Origin of the sequence: Nocardiopsis camelliae, assembly GCF_028993595.1 — a bacterium.
GTDB classification, from domain to species: domain Bacteria; phylum Actinomycetota; class Actinomycetes; order Streptosporangiales; family Streptosporangiaceae; genus Nocardiopsis; species Nocardiopsis dassonvillei.
The window spans coordinates 207535-220423 of the sequence record NZ_CP118614.1 but is presented as its reverse complement, the minus strand read 5'-3'; the positions used below and the strand labels follow the sequence as shown (position 1 = coordinate 220423).

General features: G+C 70.6%; 17 protein-coding genes and 1 pseudogene. 9 read left to right on the top strand and 9 right to left on the bottom strand.

What is annotated here, in order from left to right; all coding sequences use genetic code 11:
- The first annotated feature begins 138 nt into the window (after positions 1-138).
- From PV789_RS01095 to PV789_RS01080, 4 genes and pseudogenes are all read left to right on the top strand, one after another.
- Entirely contained in the window at positions 139-951 is an 813-nt protein-coding gene (locus PV789_RS01095; protein WP_274975766.1) for a Fic family protein, read from the top strand.
- A gap of 1049 nt (positions 952-2000) precedes the next feature.
- Complete coding sequence (gene ssd / locus PV789_RS01090; RefSeq protein ID WP_274975765.1) at positions 2001-3341, top strand: septum site-determining protein Ssd; 1341 nt, start codon at positions 2001-2003, stop codon at positions 3339-3341.
- Positions 3338-3922: pseudogene (locus PV789_RS01085) on the top strand (ATPase, T2SS/T4P/T4SS family); the annotation flags it as partial. The gene ssd and the pseudogene PV789_RS01085, both read left to right, overlap by 4 nt.
- A 75-nt stretch (positions 3923-3997) precedes the next feature.
- Positions 3998-4507: a hypothetical protein gene (locus PV789_RS01080; RefSeq protein WP_274975764.1), complete on the top strand. Its 510-nt coding sequence runs from the start codon at positions 3998-4000 to the stop codon at positions 4505-4507.
- Between the two features lie 86 nt (positions 4508-4593).
- On the opposite strand, the gene PV789_RS01075 is transcribed toward PV789_RS01080, so the two are convergent.
- Positions 4594-4743 (bottom strand): hypothetical protein, encoded by a 150-nt coding sequence (locus PV789_RS01075; protein ID WP_274975763.1) that lies wholly within the window; start codon positions 4741-4743, stop codon positions 4594-4596.
- Between the two features lie 101 nt (positions 4744-4844).
- The gene (locus PV789_RS01070; RefSeq protein ID WP_274975762.1) at positions 4845-5321 is read right to left on the bottom strand and encodes a hypothetical protein; all 477 of its coding nucleotides are present in this window, start codon (positions 5319-5321) and stop codon (positions 4845-4847) included.
- A gap of 85 nt (positions 5322-5406) precedes the next feature.
- Between PV789_RS01070 and PV789_RS01065 the strand changes: the two genes are divergently transcribed.
- The 3 genes from PV789_RS01065 to PV789_RS01055 all read left to right on the top strand — a co-directional run bounded on the left by PV789_RS01065 (position 5407) and on the right by PV789_RS01055 (position 7332).
- Complete coding sequence (locus PV789_RS01065) at positions 5407-5607, top strand: hypothetical protein (protein WP_274975761.1); 201 nt, start codon at positions 5407-5409, stop codon at positions 5605-5607.
- Positions 5608-5831: 224 nt separating this feature from the next.
- Positions 5832-6107, top strand: a complete 276-nt coding sequence (locus PV789_RS01060) for a hypothetical protein (protein ID WP_274975760.1) — start codon at positions 5832-5834, stop codon at positions 6105-6107.
- 28 nt (positions 6108-6135) lie between these two features.
- Positions 6136-7332: a helix-turn-helix domain-containing protein gene (locus PV789_RS01055; protein WP_274975759.1), complete on the top strand. Its 1197-nt coding sequence runs from the start codon at positions 6136-6138 to the stop codon at positions 7330-7332.
- A gap of 59 nt (positions 7333-7391) precedes the next feature.
- Here the strand turns inward: PV789_RS01055 and PV789_RS01050 are convergent, their stop codons facing one another.
- Positions 7392-8192 (bottom strand): abortive infection system antitoxin AbiGi family protein, encoded by an 801-nt coding sequence (locus tag PV789_RS01050; RefSeq protein WP_274975758.1) that lies wholly within the window; start codon positions 8190-8192, stop codon positions 7392-7394.
- A gap of 134 nt (positions 8193-8326) precedes the next feature.
- Here PV789_RS01050 and PV789_RS01045 point away from each other — a divergent pair, with 134 nt between their 5' ends.
- Both PV789_RS01045 and PV789_RS01040 read left to right on the top strand, forming a co-directional pair.
- The gene (locus PV789_RS01045; RefSeq protein ID WP_274975757.1) at positions 8327-8575 is read left to right on the top strand and encodes a hypothetical protein; all 249 of its coding nucleotides are present in this window, start codon (positions 8327-8329) and stop codon (positions 8573-8575) included.
- Positions 8572-8820, top strand: a complete 249-nt coding sequence (locus PV789_RS01040; RefSeq protein ID WP_274975756.1) for a hypothetical protein — start codon at positions 8572-8574, stop codon at positions 8818-8820. The genes PV789_RS01045 and PV789_RS01040 overlap by 4 nt, the downstream gene beginning before the upstream one ends.
- A gap of 65 nt (positions 8821-8885) precedes the next feature.
- On the opposite strand, the gene PV789_RS01035 is transcribed toward PV789_RS01040, so the two are convergent.
- The 6 genes from PV789_RS01035 to PV789_RS01010 form a co-directional block, all read right to left on the bottom strand.
- Complete coding sequence (locus PV789_RS01035) at positions 8886-9923, bottom strand: DUF2637 domain-containing protein (protein ID WP_274975755.1); 1038 nt, start codon at positions 9921-9923, stop codon at positions 8886-8888.
- A gap of 124 nt (positions 9924-10047) precedes the next feature.
- The gene (locus tag PV789_RS01030; protein WP_274975754.1) at positions 10048-10719 is read right to left on the bottom strand and encodes a hypothetical protein; all 672 of its coding nucleotides are present in this window, start codon (positions 10717-10719) and stop codon (positions 10048-10050) included.
- Positions 10720-10772: 53 nt separating this feature from the next.
- On the bottom strand, positions 10773-11198 hold the full coding sequence (locus PV789_RS01025) for a hypothetical protein (RefSeq protein ID WP_274975753.1): 426 nt from the start codon (positions 11196-11198) through the stop codon (positions 10773-10775).
- Between the two features lie 2 nt (positions 11199-11200).
- A complete protein-coding gene (locus tag PV789_RS01020; RefSeq protein ID WP_274975752.1) occupies positions 11201-11887 on the bottom strand; it encodes a hypothetical protein in 687 nt (228 codons plus the stop codon).
- A gap of 493 nt (positions 11888-12380) precedes the next feature.
- Positions 12381-12611, bottom strand: a complete 231-nt coding sequence (locus PV789_RS01015) for a zinc finger domain-containing protein (protein ID WP_274975751.1) — start codon at positions 12609-12611, stop codon at positions 12381-12383.
- Entirely contained in the window at positions 12608-12889 is a 282-nt protein-coding gene (locus PV789_RS01010) for a hypothetical protein (protein ID WP_274975750.1), read from the bottom strand. Before PV789_RS01010 ends, PV789_RS01015 begins: the two co-directional genes overlap by 4 nt.

Here is a 12889-nt window from a genome sequence, read left to right as displayed (position 1 = left end):
CGACGAACGGGCGGCGAACGGTCGCCCCGCCGCGACGAGCGGTCGCAGGGGCAGGTTCGCGCGTTGCCGCCGGCGCGGCCGCCGACCCGGCCCGCCGGTGTGGGCCTCCCGTGTTACCGGCGCGTAGTGTTGTTCTCCGTGAGCGAACCGACTTCTTCCCCCGCGTCCGACCCGCTGGCCCGGATCGCCGAACTGCCCGGTGTGGCCGACGCGGTCGCCGAGACACGGACCCTGGTCGACCGCCTGTTGGGGCACCGCGTGCTGCGCCGCCGCAGCAGCGACGTGTCCATGGAGTCCGCGCTGCGCGGCGCGGTCGCATCGGCGGCGCTGGAGGGCGCCGAGGTCTCGATGGAGGAGATCCGCGAGGGGCACGTGTACGACACGCGCGTCAAGGGCGCGCTTCGGGTGTCCGGAGAGCTGGGGAGCCTGGTGGACACCTGGCCGAGGGCGCCGCGCCAGGCCTTGGCCCGGCTGCACACGCTGGCCGCGGCGGACGCGGTGTCCGCGGACGCGCTGGGGCGCCCCCGCACGGCCGGGGAACGCGTCGAGGACCCCCTGGGGCTGGGGCCGGCCCCGGCTCCGGAGACGGCGATGGCCCGGCTGGAGGGGCTGTACTCGCTGCTGGGCGTGCGCACGTCGGTCCCCGCGCTGGTGATGTCGGCCCTGGTGCACGGGGAGCTGATGGCGGTCCGGCCGTTCGGGTGGGGCGACGGCCTGGTGGCGCGCGCGGCCGAGCGGTTGACGCTGGTGGAGCGGGGCCTGGACCCCAAGTCGCTGGTGCCCTCGGAGCTCGGGCACCGGACGCTGCGGGACGAGTACGGGCCGGCGCTGCGCGGGTACATGGGCGGCACTCCGGAGGGCGTCGCCGGGTGGGTGGCGTACTGCTGCCGCGCGGTCCGCGCGGGGGCGCAGGACTCACTGGCCACTTGTGAGGCCCTCAAGCGCGGCTGAGCGCGGGACTCCGGCCCCCGTTTCCCCGCTCCCGGGCCGGACGCCCGGGAGCGGGCGGGTGTGCGGGGCACGCGGGCGGGCCGGACGCCTCGGCGGTACGCGGGGCGCACGGAGAAGCCGGGAAAGGGCAACAACTTTTGACGGCCGACAACTGTGCGTGTCCGAAAGGTTGAACACTAATCGTTTATTTACCGACCGGTAGGTTCAGGAAAAGTATCGGTTCGATCACGCTTGCCGGTTCCGCAAGGGAACGGGGGCCGCACGGCCCTTGCGCGCACACACGACGAACGGCGCCCCGTCCTGTCTTCCGGGGCGCCGCCTCCGACACGTTCCGCCGGGTTAGCAGGCGTCCATTTCCCTAGTCTGACCAGGCAGGACATCGTCCTGTCCGATCTAGACGGGCCTCACGGGGCCAAGTGGCGCGTGGGTTCCCGGTTGTCGTGTCGGGGTGGTTCTCAGCCACCGACTGCTTTCTTTCTACGCCGATGTTCCGGCGCCGAAAAGGCGGTTGACCCGAATTTTTGCCCTTGATTCCAGAACCGATACGGAACTCTGCGTGGTAACGTCTGTCCCGTCGTTCCCAAGAGGGTCGGCCGCTTCACGCCTCCGCCGTACGCGCCCCATTTCGCGTTCCGGTGGTATCCCTCTTCGCCGAATGACGTCCGTGTGCCTTCCGGTGGTCGCGAGAGCACGTCTCTCCGCAGACCCTCACCAGAGAGCGGACCCGGTCCTACCCCCCGGGACCGGACCCCGCGTGGCGGCCTTCTCCCCCTGTGGAGGCGAGTCCCCGCGTCCGCTCGTCCCGCCTGTCGGGCAGGGGTGCGTATCCGCCCCCGTATACGCATCCCGCCCGTCAGGTGAACCGGACCGCGAACGGACCCGGCACCGGCTGGTCCGGCTCTCCGACGAACCTGATCGCCCGCCTGTGCGACGCCCGGCCTCCCCGCACGGACCCGCCCCGCCGACGTTGTCCACAGCTTCGAATCGGGGCTTTCGCCGCCGTGCCCGGTCGGCGAAGGTCGAGGAAAGCCCTCGACCCGGGAGGTCCCATGGACGTCCAGCACCGGCCCCTGCTCGCGACCGCCGACCCCCTCCTCCTCGACGACCTCCTCAGGCTGGCCACCGCCGCCTCCACCGAGGTCGCCGTCGCCCACACGCTCGACCGGGCACTGAGCCTGTGGCCGCGCGCCCCGCTCGTCGTGGTCGGCGCCGACCTGCGCGCGCTCCTGCGGTCCGCCGACCCTCCGCCGGGCCGCCACGTGGTCGTGACACGGGACCCCCGGGAGGCCGCCGCCGACGGGAACCCGTCGGGGGACGCGTCACCGGTCGCCGCGGTGCCCCGGCCGCGCGTTCCTCCGGAGCGGTACCCGCCGGGCGCCCCCGCCGAGGGCTCCCCTCCGGGCGGTCCGGAGGCGGCGTACCGGCCGGGCACTCCCGCGGAGGCGTATCGGCCGGGCCTCGCCGCGGAGCACCCGGTCCCGGGCACGCGCGTGGCCGGGGACCGGCCGGGCGTTCCCGTGGAGGGTCCGGCCCCGGACGCCGCCGGGGAGGGTCCCCCTCGGGGGGCGCGGGAAGCACGCGTGCTCCTGCTGCCCCGGGACGAGGCACTGCTGGTCGACCTGCTCGCGAGGGCGTCCTCCCCCGGCCGGGCTCCGGCGCCCACGGTGTCGGTGATCGGCGGCCGGGGCGGTGCCGGGGCCAGCCTGCTCGCGGTGGCCATCGCCCTGGCCGGTGAGCGCGCCGGACGCTCCACCGCCCTGCTGGACGCCGACCCGTTCGGATGCGGCTCCGACGTCTACCTCGGGTGCGACCGGAGCCCCTCCCCCGGTCCCGAGCGGTGGACCGGCTGGGGAGACCTGCTGCGCAGGCGCGGACGGGTGCGCTGGCGCGACCTGCGCGCCGGACTGCCGGGGACCTCACGGGTGTCGGTGCTGACCTGGACGCGCGGAAGGGAGCCGACCGGCCCCCTTCCGGTGGGTGCCGTGCGCGCGGTGCTGTCCTCGGCCAGGGACGGAACCGACCTGGTGGTGGCCGACCTGCCGCGCTCCTTCGACCCGGCCACCACCGTGTTCCTGAACCGGTCCGACCTGGTGCTCGTGGTCGTCCCGGCGGACGTGCCCTCGGTGGTGGCGGCGACCAGGACGGTCGCCCGGCTGCGTGAGGAGACGCGGGCCGTGCGTCTGGTGGTGCGCGGTGCCCGGGGCGAACTGAGCGCGGACGTGGTGTCCAGGACCCTGAAGGTGGACCTGGGCGCGGACCTGCCGTCCGAGCCGGGGCTGGCCCGGTCGCTCGCCGCGGGGGACGTGCCCGCCCGCCATCCCCGCTCGCCCCTGGCCCGGTTCGCCGACCGTGTCGTGGCGGGCCTGCCCGCCGCGGAGAAGCTCCGGTGAGCCCCCTGGTGGAGGCCGTGCGCAACCGCCTGGTGGCGTCCGGTGTGCCGGTGAGCCCGTCGAGCGTCGCGGCGGCGCTGCGCGCCGAGGGAGGTCTGCTGGGCGACACCGAGGTGCTGTCCATGACCCGCCGTCTGGCCGCCGACCTGTCCGGGGCGGGGCCGCTGGAGGAGCTCATGACACCCGGAGTCACCGACATCCTCGTCAACGGCCCCGACGAGGTCTGGGTGGACGACGGCGGGGGCCTGCGCCGCGCCGGGGTGCGCTTCGAGTCGGCGGACGCGGTGCGCCGACTGGCCCAGCGGCTGGCGGCGCAGGCGGGGAGACGGTTGGACGCGGCCGTGCCCTACGTGGACGCCCGGCTTCCCAACGGTGCGCGGCTGCACGCGGTGCTGCCGCCGGTGGCGCCCGCCGGGGCGTGCGTGTCGCTGCGGCTGCCGCCCCGGCGGGTGTTCACCCTGGAGCGGTTGACCGAACGGGGAACGGTCACCCCGTGCGGGGCCGAGCTGCTGCGGTCCCTGGTGGCCTCGCGGGTGCCGTTCCTGGTCAGCGGGGGCACCGGCACTGGCAAGACGACTATCTCTCTGGAACCCCACTGGCTCCAGAGGCGCACTCGCGGTCGTCCTGACCCACGACGACAGGGAAAGGGATGACGAATGACCGCCAAGAAGACCGTGCAGCAGCCCGCCGAGGTCGAGAGCACCGAGACGACCGAGGCCACCACCGCTCCGGCTGTTGAGCCCGTCACCGAGGAGGGCGACCTCCGCGACGAGGTGAAGGCCCTCCGCCTCCGCGTGGAGGCGCTGGAGAAGGAGCTGACCGCCCGCCGCAGCGTCCGCCGAGCCTCCGGCTCGCCGTCGCTGGTCCCCCAGGTGAACCTGGACGAGGTGCCGAAGCTCAACCCCGACGCCTCCGAGGTCGTCACCGTCCGCGAGTCGCGCGGCGGCATGCGCACCTCGAAGGGCTGGACGGGCCAGACCACGAGCCGCCACCTCGACCGCTTCCTGGTCAAGAACGGTGACGGCGAGCGCATCGGCTACGTGATCCTCGCGGAGGACAAGACGTGGCGGGTCGAGGGCTACGACAAGGTGTTCCCGTCGCGGCTGGAGGCGTTCCGTGTGCTGGTGTCCTCGCTGACCGGTGAGGCGATCCTGGCCATCGGCTAGAGGAAGGAGTGAGTCTGGGCCGACGGAAACCATCGGCCCAGACTCGTAAGCCGGGAGAGAGGGACTGGCAGGTGCGCCCCCCACGCCTACATCTGCACGACGTAGGTGACGGCGGCACCCACCAGGGCAAGGGCGGCCACGAGGGTGATGAGGCGAAAGGTCGTCCCCCAGTCCTGGGTGGACTTCTCAACGAGGTCAACGACCTTGCAGGCGACGCGAGCGATCTGGGCAGACATCGGCGCTGGGGCTCCTTGGGCACACTGACCAAGGGCTCCTACTCAGAGCCTCGAACACGTGGGGTATAAACGGCTGCCCACGCCCAACCGGCGGTCAAGCGCTATTGGTGACCAAGATAGCCGTCAAGCCAGGAGATGTCCAGCACGAGGGACTTCTTCGCCCCTCGGGCCTCACGGACCGCGTCCGCAAGCCGGTCCAGGCGCTCTCCGCTGAGCTGCTCGTCCCGTCCGCAGCGCGGGCAGTGAAGACGTGTCTTGTATTGCCCGTCAGGGTTCTCAATGAAGACCGTGGCGCGCTCGACCTTGGCGGCAGGTCCCCGTTTCAGGCCCCGGGTGGACGACTGGCTAGCGTGGATCGTCAGGTAGGCATCCTCAAGCTGGCGTATCTCTTCATCGTTGAGCTCGGGCTCCCCAGCCTCTGGGTCCGGGTACGGGACAGGGAACGAGCTTCCGTCCCGGTTGTCCCCGAAGTGACCGAGCTCGACGGCGCCGTGACTACCGCGTCCCGTGCATACAAGCTTGAAGAACTGGTCGAAGCTCAGGTCTAGATCTATGTTCCGACGCCTGCTCACAGGCACCCCCTGATGCTCAGTCACATCGGGCGGGCGGACCCCGCCTGCACCTATGGAACACCACGGGTCTGACGTCTAGGACCGGGAGCGAGTGACTGGCTCATCCACGCACAAGCTCAGCCGTGAGCAGTACGCAGAGGACGATGAACGCGAACCCAGCGGCAAGGCCAAGAAGGCGGCGCGGCTTCTCGTCGTCCTCGATCGTGAAGCGAACGAGCTCAAGGAACGCGATGAGCACTTGCGCGAGAGAAACCAACTGGACACCTCTCATATGGCGACCCAGGCTGAGTGAGCCCCTCAGGGAACAGGGGCTACTCATGCCGTTGCGGATCACCCACGGGGGGAAGAGGTCCATGGGTGTGGCCGGATACTGCGTCCCACACGCTCACATCCGGCTACGGATGAGGTTCCATGATAAGTCGCAGTCACCGCTCCTGTCAGGTCTCTCCGAACTACACCAGCCGACGTGACCCAACGCCTACGTTTGAACCCCACAACTCAACAGAGGCGAGAACCGTGAAGAACGACGACGAGACCGGCCCCATCCAGAAGGACAAGTTCGACTTGCAAGAGGGCGACATCGAGTGGATCACCCCGGTCGGAACGGAGACGCCCCCGTGGGTGTACCCCACCACGTCACTGAGCGACGTGATGGACTTCCTCGGGGTGCCGGAGGAGTACCGCCGCGACAGGGCGCGTCTCATGATGACGCTGCCCAACTGGAGCAACGCGCCCCGGCACATCAACGACGAAGCGATCCGCCTCGTCGGCGACGGCGACCTACCCTTGTAACCCCACCCCCTGAACGGAGGGCGAGCACGTGGCCGAGAACAAGCCTCCCGCCGAGGTCGGCAAGCGGGTCGCGCGAGCCAGGAAGCGGCGCGGGCTGACGCAGCTCGGACTCGCGCAGCGCACCAGTTACTCCCGCTCCCACATCGCGCAGGTGGAGGCGGGGCACAAGGTCGCCACCGCCTCGTTCATCGCGGCGGTGGCGGAGGCCGTCCAGGTGGACCAGACCGAGCTGTACGGCCAGCCGTTCAGGGGCGAGACGCCGCGCGGTGACCGCGTGCACGCCCCGATCCCCGACATCCGCCGGGTCATGACGTTCGTGGACGTGCCGCCCGACCTGGAGGGGCCGCCGCGCGACCTGGACCGGCTCGCCCAGGAGCTACGCCGGGCCGACGGACACCGCCACCGTTCACGTCACTCCCAGCTCGGCGCGCTGCTGCCCGCCCTCCTGGAGGAGCTGACCTGGCACGCCTACGAGACCGAGACGCCGAGGGCGTGGGCCCTGCTCAACCGCGCGCACACGACGGCCGCCAGCCTCACGCGGCGGCTGGGCTACACCGACCTGACGTCCGTGATCATGGAGCGCGCCGCCGTCTCCGCCCGCATGTCCCAGGACCCCAACCTCCCGCCCCTCATGTCTCACCGCCGCGCCCTGGTCATGATGAGCGTGTCGGCGTGGGGACCGGCCCTCAAGCTGCTTCGGCGCTCCGCCTCGCAGGTGGACCACGACCGCCCCGACGCGGTGGAGGTGTACGGCTCCCTGCACCTGAGGGCCGCCGTGGTGGCGGCCAGGGCCGGTGACGCCGCCACCGCCCAGGACCACTACGCCCAGGCCGTCGAGACCAGCGAGCGTGCCGGAAGCCCGAGCCTGGACCGGCACGGGACGGACTTCGACCCGGGGAACCTCGCGATCCACCGGGCCGCGCTGGCCGTCGAGCTACGCGACTACGACGAGGCCCTCAAGGCGGACCGGGCCATCAAGCCGCGGCTGCTCGCGTCGGTGGCCCCCGAACGCCGGGCGCACCACCTCATCGACATGACCCGCGTGCACGTCGAGCAGAACGAGCTTGACCGCGCGCTCCGCCGCCTGCTCGCCGCCGAGCGTGCCGCGCCCCAGATGGTCCGGTACCACCCCGCCGCCCGGTCCGTCGCGACCCACATGCAGGACCGCCACAGGGTGCTCTCGGAGGACCTGAGGGGCCTCCTGGCTCGCATGCGGCTCGCCTGACCGAGAGTTCCGAATCGGTACCTCCTGGCGTCACTCACCCTGGAGTCGGGAAACTTCGCTTATCCAGTGAACGGGCCAACGTCTTCGGTGACTCCCGCGATGGCCGTGATCATGCGTTCAAGGCTCCAGTCGCAGTCAACCAAGGGGAGTTTGCGCTTCCCGTCGGTGTATGACGGGTTGACCTCAGCAAGGTCTTCGCGGAAGCTCTCCTGCTCGGCCTCAGGTACGAAGGCCACGACCAGCTTCTTAGGCTGAAACACGAAGTCACCGACGTAGCGCCACTCTCGCTCCCACCAGAACTCCTTCGTGCCACCCATCTGTTCCAGGAAGGGCGTGAGGCGAAAGATTGGCTCATCCAGGAAGGGTGGGATCTCAGACTCCTCGGCGTCGTAAGTCTCACCACGGTCTACTGCTTCCTCAAGCAACTCGTGGATAGCCCTGGTCAACCACTTGCGTCCTCCTGGTACTCCGTGTCCGGGTGTCTGGTCCAGGTACCAGACAGGGTTCACGCCCCAACGACGCCCGAACGCCTTGGTGAATGCGAGCCCGTAGCCGTTGAACTGCATCTGACGCTGGCGCCCATCCATCTTGTGGCACATCATCCAGGCGTGCTCCAAAGGCGTCTCTGTGAAGGAAACAACCTTCTGTGTCTTCACGAGGTCCCTATACTGCCCCGGGTCCTGCTCGATAAGGTTCTTGGCCATCCCGTAGACCTTCCGAGCCTCGATCCGGTTGTACTCCAGGATGTCGAGGAGGTTTTGCCTGGCCTTCGCGCCACTCTCCTCATCGTCACGTGTGAGGTGAACGAGGAAGGTGGACAGGTCGGTACGCCTGTGCAGCAGCTCTTCGATGGTCGCCATGGGCTGAGTATCCACCCGCAACAGGCGTTCGGAGAGCTGAAGGGCTGACCAACTTCGGACAGGCGAAGTTGTCGTCTCAGCAGGGTGTTCCATCTTGGAACAGTGCACCCCCTTGACCGGCGCAGATTACCTACATGGACTCTGAAACTCCCCAGCGTGACCAGAACGAGCTGGACAGGCTCAACGACGAGTACCCGGGCTGGAGGGTGTGGCGCAGCCGGAAGGACGGCGTGCCCGCCGGTTGGGTGGCGACCAACGAGAACCCCCACAGCACCTTCGACCCCACGTTGCACGGCGAGACCGCCGAGGAGCTTGAGCGGCTCCTCAGGTGCCCGCCCCACCGCATCGGCAGGCCGCTTCGTGAGGGCGAGGTGGCGCTGTGACGCGGCGGTACAGCGGCCTCCGGCTCACCCCCGAACAGAGGCAGGCCCTCGACGACATCCGACCCCACATCGAGAAGCTCCAGGCCGAGTTCGGTGACACCTGGGAGATCGGGCCGTGCCACCCCTGGGACGGCCGGGTGGTGCGCATCTACGCCAGGAGGCGCGCGCCCGTGACGGGAGCGCTCGACGCGCTGAGCGCCAAGACCCCCGACGACCTCCGATACCTGCTGCGCGACCGTTCCTGACCGAGGCGCGAGACATGACGAAGGCCCCACCCGACGGTGGGGCCTTCTCCTTGCGCCGGGAGACTCTAGACCGCGCTCCCGGTGGGCTCGGCGGCGTCCTTCCGGTAGCGGTTGGCGGACTTGAGGGACACCCCCAGGTCGGCGGCCACGAGGCTGTCCAGGTCACCGGCGGACATGGTGGACAGCCGTCCGCTGTCCTCCAGGCCGGACAGGATCTGTCGTGTCCGGGCGACCCTGTCCCGCCGGGTGACCGAGTGACGGACGGGGAGGGTGTCCTGTCCGGTGTCCGTGTCCTGCCCGCTGTCCTGGACGGTCCGGGCCTCGTCGGCCGTCATCGCGACACGTTCGGAGGTCAGGACACGCACCAGGTCATAGGCGGTGTCCAGGTCGTGTCCGTTGTCCAGCATCCAGCGAAGCTGGACGGGGGTGTTCCTCCGCCACCGCCGCCCGTACTGCTGGCGGAGCATGGCGTAGGACAGTGACCGGCGCCTGTCCATCTCGACCGCCTCCGGGTAGGACTCCACGTTCCACCCGAGCATGAGCCGCCTGATCCGGAAGGCGCTGGAGGGGCGGGCCAGCCAGTGACCGAGCGGGACACGGTCGGACACCCGCTGTCCCGTGGACAGTCCCACGACCGAGCGTGTCCAGGTGGCCAGCCCCTCCGACACCAGGATGACCGCCAGCGGCGGGGCGGCGTGGGCCAGCAGGCCGCCCTGTCCGGTGTCCCCCAGGTTGATCCAGAGGGTCAGGCCGCCCAGGCCGTAGGCGGTCCATCGGTAGAGCGGGTGGCGGACCCCACGCCACTCCGACCACAGGTCCAGGCCCATGAAGAACGCGATCAGGCCGTCGATGACGAGCGGGAACATGAACCGCAGGTCACCGCCGTTGAGCGGGACGGGCGTCGTCTCCAGCCACCCCGCCGCCTGGTACAGGGCCGCGTAGCTCATCGTGAACGCGGCGGCCAGGAAGACGGCCGCGAACCCCAGGACGGTCACGGCGGTGACGGCGGTCCGTCCCGGCCTGTCCCGCCGTGTCTCGGCTGTCCCGTCGGACGGGACACCGTCGCCGGTCTGTCCCGTCGAGATACGATCTGTCTCGGACACGCTCTGTTCCTTGTCTGTGACGGAGTGTCCCGGCTCGGCCGCTGGCCGTGCCGTGGCCCCGAAGGTGCATCTTCGGGGCCTTCTCTATGTGCGTGGTGTGCGGTTGTGGGGGCGGGGACGGCGGTCAGCCGTTGAGCCCGCGCATGCCGAAGCCGTCGAGGTGGCGGCGGATGAAGTCCTCCCGGTTCTGGCTGGCGTGGCTGCTGCTGTGCAGCCGCCCCTCCGGGTCGTCGTCCGGACCCGCCGGGTTGCTCAGCTCGATGACGTCGTAGCTGTCGCGGTTCGCGAAGGTCATCGGCGTGACCGGGTTGCTCAGCTCGGCACCGTGGCTGGTGTCGCCGAGCACGTAGCGCTCCTCGCCGTTCTCCACGATCAGCCGGTCACCCTGGGACGGGTCGAACTGCACCACCGGGGCGATGCCGATGACGCTGCCCCTGGAGTCGCGCTGGAGCGAGCGCTCCACGAACCGCCGCGCCGACTCGCGCGGTGCCCGGTGCCCGTGGTCGACGCCATCCGTCTTGGTCGCGCTCATCATGAAGCCCTGCTGGTTCCTGGCGCCCAGGCCCTCGCGGGCGATGCGGGTCTGCGTCCGCCGCCCCTCGAAGTCGTCCCCCGCCTCGTAGGTGCGGGTGTTCACGAAGGGGTGCTCCTCCAGGTACCGCTTCACGGTCTCCCGGGTGCGGTTCGAGACGTTGACCTCGGGCTGGTCGTCCCTCTGCTGAGCGGCCCGGCTGACCCGGACGTCCTGCGGCCGGGGGGCCCTGTTCTTCCAGTCAGACTGGTGCGTCTCCGACATCGCGTGTCTCCCTACGTTGTGCCTGGTTAGATCGTATTTCGCGGTGACCGAGGTCACATGGACCGTCCGAACGGCGGGATGCCCTTCCTTCCGATCTGCACGTTGTGCCAGGCTCCGCCCTCCCGGCACCAGCGGCTCTCCTCGCCGTACCGCCGGGCGTCGCGCGCGTGGCGACGGGAGGCGTAGAGCTTGAGGTCCGAGTGGGTGAAGACGGGGCACGTCTGGACGCTGAGGCCACGGTTCTTGGCGTCCAGCTCCTCGCGGTTCTCCCGCCACTCCTGAGCACGTACGACCTGAACGTCCACCTGCTCGCCGAGGAACTCCTCGTAGCGCTCCAGGGCCTCGTTCCGCACCCGGGGGTCCTTGCCACCGTGCCTCAGGCAGACATAGCCGCCCTTGATGGCTGGGCGTCCGCAGACCTTGCCGTAAGGCGTCTCGCCCCGGCACGTCTCCGTCCAGCGCGGCGTGAAGTTGGGCATGGTCAGTCAGCCTCCGTCTCGTTGTTCGTGTCCATCTCCTGTCGCCACTCCTCCGCGCGGGTGACGGCCCGGTGGAAGGCGGCGGCGCGGCCCACGACGGGAGCGCCCCCGTCGTCGTTGTCCCAGGTGCCGTTCTCCCGCCGCTCCATGCGCTCGTGCACGGTCCCGTCCGGGCCGTAGACGAGCATCCGGAGGCACGTCGTGCTCCAGCAGCGGGCCGTGTAGCCCCTCGGGTCGGTGAGGGTGTGCACGTCGTCACGCACGCGGGGCACGGCGGCCCCTGATGCGTCGGTCTCGGTCACCTCGTGGGCGTCGGCCTCGCGGAGCTGGCGGCGGTACGCCTCCCGCGCGGCCCGGGCGGCGCTGCCGTTCAGGCGGGTGTGTCCGTTGCCCGCGTTCGACAGCTCCACCACCCGCGCCTCGGGAACCCCCGCGGCTCGCATCTCGGCCAGGTGGAGGACCCCGGCCCTGTCGGGGTCCGTCTCCTCCGAGCCGTCAGCCCAGTAGCCGTTGACCGGAGTGAGGTCCTCGATGTACCGGATCGCCTCCGTGTCCCCGCGCGTGAGGCTCTCTATCAGGAAGACGCCGGGCGTCTCCTCCTCATTCGCGACGTCGGCGGCCAGCTTGTCTCCGGCCTCGATGCGCTCCAGCAGGAACCTCGCGCCCAGCTCGTTGAAGTCCTCGTTCATGACCGCTCCTTCGTCCTCGCTACTTGTGTGTCAGGTGCCCGGCCAGGGACATCGCCCAGGGAGCCGCGTACGTGCGCACGAGGTCCTGAGTCCCTCTCTCCGGTAGGGGCCTTGGTTCCTATCCCAGGTCCCCCCTTCCGGCTCTCTCCGAGTGACCGGTGATCTCTGGAACCGGTCCCCGCGCTCCCCGCCGGACGGACCTCCGAGCCGGGGCCGGTCCGGCGGGTCGAGACGGGCCGCTCCCTGAGGAGGACGTCGTAGCCGTGCCGCTCCAGGGCCCTGATCGCCTCCGCCACCGTCACGTGACCCGCCCCGCGCGTCTCCTCCTCGGTGAGGCGGGCCTCCTCGGCCTCACGCTCGCGCTCGCGCTCGGCCCGTCGCCGCGCCTTGGTCGCGATGTACTTGGCCCGCTGCTCCTCGGTCCACGGCTTGCCGCCACGCTTTGTCGCCGACAGCTTGGCCTTGTGCTCCTCGCTGACCGTTCGCCCGCCGCTCACGCCGTCCCCTCCGTCCGCGCCGTGTCCACGTACCGGTCCAGCCATCGCGAGTAGCGGCCTCGGTGGAGGCCGCCCCTCCGCCGCAGGGTGCGGCAGGGGCTCCCCGCGCCCGCCTTGCACCTGGGGCAGGTGAACGACGCCGCCGTGCTCTCCCGCACCCAGCCGAACCACTCGGCCGTGAACCGGGGCAGCGGCTCGCCGCCGGTCACGCTCGTGCTCACGCTCACTCGGTCTCTCCCGTCTCCGTCAGAAGCCCCTCCAGGGCCGCCAGCGCCCGGGCCTCCGTGGCCTCCTTCTTCCGTTTCTGGGCGAGGAGGGCCCGCTCCGCCGCCGCCTGCTCGCCTACGGTCAGGGGAGGGCGGTCCTCCGGGGCCGCCTTCAGCCGACCGGCCCAGAGGTGCAGGTCCAGGCTCGTCGCCTCCCCCCGTTCGATGCGGTTGGACATCTCCACGAACTCGGGGAGCGGCCCGGACGCTCCCGGCTCCGGGGTCACGCTCGTGCTCAT

What these genes read in the sequence shown, in the direction of transcription:
- ssd (WP_274975765.1), top strand. Translation starts at nt 2,001, where the DNA reads ATGGACGTCCAGCACCGGCCCCTGCTCGCGACCGCCGACCCCCTCCTC.
- PV789_RS01080 (WP_274975764.1), top strand. Translation starts at nt 3,998, where the DNA reads ATGACCGCCAAGAAGACCGTGCAGCAGCCCGCCGAGGTCGAGAGCACC.
- PV789_RS01075 (WP_274975763.1), bottom strand. Translation starts at nt 4,743, where the DNA reads ATGTCTGCCCAGATCGCTCGCGTCGCCTGCAAGGTCGTTGACCTCGTT.
- PV789_RS01050 (WP_274975758.1), bottom strand. Translation starts at nt 8,192, where the DNA reads ATGGCGACCATCGAAGAGCTGCTGCACAGGCGTACCGACCTGTCCACC.
- PV789_RS01045 (WP_274975757.1), top strand. Translation starts at nt 8,327, where the DNA reads ATGGACTCTGAAACTCCCCAGCGTGACCAGAACGAGCTGGACAGGCTC.
- PV789_RS01030 (WP_274975754.1), bottom strand. Translation starts at nt 10,719, where the DNA reads ATGTCGGAGACGCACCAGTCTGACTGGAAGAACAGGGCCCCCCGGCCG.
- PV789_RS01025 (WP_274975753.1), bottom strand. Translation starts at nt 11,198, where the DNA reads ATGCCCAACTTCACGCCGCGCTGGACGGAGACGTGCCGGGGCGAGACG.
- PV789_RS01020 (WP_274975752.1), bottom strand. Translation starts at nt 11,887, where the DNA reads ATGAACGAGGACTTCAACGAGCTGGGCGCGAGGTTCCTGCTGGAGCGC.
- PV789_RS01010 (WP_274975750.1), bottom strand. Translation starts at nt 12,889, where the DNA reads ATGAGCACGAGCGTGACCCCGGAGCCGGGAGCGTCCGGGCCGCTCCCC.